The sequence below is a fragment of the Streptomyces sp. NRRL WC-3549 genome, from assembly GCF_000721935.1.
In the GTDB taxonomy this organism is placed as follows: domain Bacteria; phylum Actinomycetota; class Actinomycetes; order Streptomycetales; family Streptomycetaceae; genus Streptomyces.
Map to the genome: position 1 here is coordinate 28154 of NZ_KL585437.1, position 2950 is coordinate 31103.

Consider the following 2950-nt stretch of genomic DNA (forward strand, 5'->3'; position numbering starts at 1 on the left):
GGCCGCCCGCCCGGGCGGCGGATGCGGGACGCCGTCGACCGGTCCTGGAACGCGCTGGCCGCGCAGGTCGCCGCCGCCGGCGCCCGGGCCCCCGAGGTCGAGTCGGCCGTACTGCCGCTGCGGGCGCGGATCTCCGTGCGGGCGGGGCTCGGCAACCTCGCCGCGGGACTGCGCCCACCGGCCTGTGGCCACGACAACCCGCACTACTTCGACGACGCCGCGTGCGTCCGTGCCGTCGTCCTCGCCGTCGTGCACCCCGGGGACCCTGCCGCCGCCGCCGGGCTCGCCGAGTTCGACGCCCGCTACACGCAGGACGGCGACGGAGTGCACGGCGCCCGGGCGGTCGCCGCCGCGGTCGCCGAGGCCCTCGCGGGGGCGGACGTCGACACCGTGGTGGACGCCGCACTCGAACAGCTCCCCGAGGGCACGGAGATCGCCCGCAACGCCGCCCACGCGGTGCGGCTGGCCCGGGAGTTCGCCGGCGAGCCGGCCGGTGCCTTCTCCCTGGTCCCCGTGCTGGAGCACCAGATCGTGGACCACGTCTACAGCTACGGGATCGCCGCCGCCGAAACCGTGCCGGTCGCCCTCGCCCTGACGGCCGCCGCCCGGGGCGAGATCGCCCAGGCCGTACCCGCGGCGGCCTGTCTCTCCCGGGTCGCCGACTCCGCGCCCGCCCTCGCCGGCGCGCTGACCGGCGCGCTGGGCGGGGCGGGCACCGTACCGGCCGGCTGGCGCGAGGCCTGCCGCACCCTGGCGGGCTGTGCGCTGCCGCGCCTCGCCGGGACGGACCTCATCGAACTCGCCGGGCTGCTGGCAGCCACGGAACCGGCCACCCCGGGTGGACAATTCCGGCATGACACCCAGAACACCCACAGTGGTCCGGCCGGACACCACCACGACGCTCACCCTGGATGAGCGCGCCGCCGGTGCGCTGGTCGGAGCGGCGGTCGGCGACGCGCTCGGCGGTCCGGTCGAGGGCTGGTCCCCGGAGCAGATCGCCGAGCGCCACGGGGGCCGGGTGACCGGCGTCGTCGGGCCCTGGTACGGCGACGACTGGCGCACCGCGCGGCCCATCGCCCCGTACCACAAGGGGGACGGGCACGTGACCGACGACACCCTGATGACCCACGCGCTGGTGCGGGTGTACGACACCGTGCGCGACCACCTCGACGCGTACGCGGTCGCCGACCACCTCGTCCCCGACCTGATGTCCCGCCCCCGCTGGATCCCGGAGCTGGAGGCCGAGGCGCTGCCCCTCCAGCGGATCTTCCTGGCCGAGAAGTGGATCGTCACCCGGCTGCACTACGGCCACGCCGACCCGCGCGAGGCGGGCACCGGGAACATCGTCAACTGCGGGGCGGCGATGTACATGGCGCCGGTGGGCCTGGTCAACGCCGCCCATCCCGAGGCGGCGTACGCGGAGGCGCTGGACGTGGCGGGCGCCCACCAGTCCTCGTACGGGCGGGAGGCGGCCGGGGTCCTCGCCGCCGCGGTGGCCGCCGCCTGCGCGCCCGGCGCGACGCCCGCCTCCGTCGTCGAGACCTGTCTGGCGCTCGCCAAGGACGGCACCCGCTCGGCGATCGAGGCGGTCTGCGAGGCCGCCGCGCAGTACACGGACTACGAGTCCGCGCTCGCCCCGCTACGCGCCGCCGTCGCCCCCTTCGACACGGTGGGCCCGCACTACCGCGACCCCTCCCTGGGCGCCCGGCGGCCCTCCCGGCTGCACGCGATCGAGGAGCTGCCCGTCGCGCTCGGCATGCTGCTGGTCGGCGGCGGCGACTACCGGCACACGGTGATCGGATCGGTCAACTACGGCCGGGACTGCGACTCGATCGCCACGATGAGCGGGGCGCTCGCGGGCGCCCTCCACGGCGAGCGGGCGATCCCCGCCGGCTGGGTGAAGACGGTCGCCGACGCCAGCCGCCTCGACCTGCACGCACCGGCGCGGACCCTGACCCAGGTGGCCCGCGAGGTCTTCGCCCGGGACACGGCCCGCCGCCGCGCCCACGAGTCGGCGTTCGCCGAACTGGCCGGTGCCCGATGACCGTACGGCTGACCTGGGCTCAGCCGGAGGACCTGGTGGGCCACGAGCTGCGGCAGGCCGCGCAGGACGGCCGGGACACCGCCGACGCCGAACGGCGCTGGTACGCGGCGGGCGGCGCCCCTGCCCCGGCGCGCGCCGGGGCCTCCGAGGTCCCCGCACCGCCGCGGCTGCGGGCGCTGGCCGGGCGCCTGCTGGACGAACTGGCCCTCATCGAGAGCCCGCTGGCGGCGGACGAGCCGACGGACCTGCCGGCGATCCGGGCCGCGTGCCCCCGGTGGCCGGCGCCCCGGGCCCGCCCGGTGGCGCTCGGGCCGGAACGGCTGCACGCCGCCTGGCTGGGCCGGGCGGCCGGCTGCCTGCTCGGCAAACCGGTGGAGAAACTGCCCCTGGCCGGCATCCGCGCCCTGGCCCGGGCCACCGGCAACTGGCCGCTCACCACGTGGTTCACCGCCCGCGGGCTGCCGGCCGAGCTGGCCGCCGCCCACCCCTGGAACCGGCGCTCGGCCGCCACCTCGCTGGCCGAGAACATCGACGGCATGCCGGAGGACGACGACCTGAACTTCCCCCTGCTGGGGCTGCTGCTGCTCCGGCGCCACGGCCCCGGCTTCACCACGGACGACGTCGCCCGGCTCTGGCTCGGCACGCTCCCGGCGGGCCGGGTCTTCACCGCCGAGCGCGTCGCGTACCGCAATCTGCTGGACGGCGTCGAGCCACCGGACACGGCACGGCACCGCAACCCCTTCCGGGAGTGGATCGGCGCCCAGATCCGGGCGGACGTACACGGCTGGACCCACCCCGCGGACCCGGCCGCCGCCGCCGGACAGGCGTACCGGGACGCGGTGCTCAGCCACACCGCCAACGGGGTGTACGGGGCGATGTTCACCGCCGCCGCGCTCGCCGAGGCGG

At 77.3% G+C, this 2950-nt stretch carries 3 protein-coding genes; all 3 read left to right on the top strand.

What is annotated here, in order from left to right:
- Positions 1-915, top strand: a 915-nt coding sequence (locus tag IH13_RS0131890; protein WP_031089870.1) for an ADP-ribosylglycohydrolase family protein, incomplete at its 5' end; no start/stop codon positions are given.
- On the top strand, positions 854-2044 hold the full coding sequence (locus IH13_RS0131895) for an ADP-ribosylglycohydrolase family protein (protein ID WP_031089873.1): 1191 nt from the start codon (positions 854-856) through the stop codon (positions 2042-2044). The genes IH13_RS0131890 and IH13_RS0131895, both read left to right, overlap by 62 nt.
- Positions 2041-2950: ADP-ribosylglycohydrolase family protein (locus IH13_RS39090; RefSeq protein ID WP_031089876.1), on the top strand; the 910-nt coding region annotated here is incomplete at its 3' end. The genes IH13_RS0131895 and IH13_RS39090, both read left to right, overlap by 4 nt.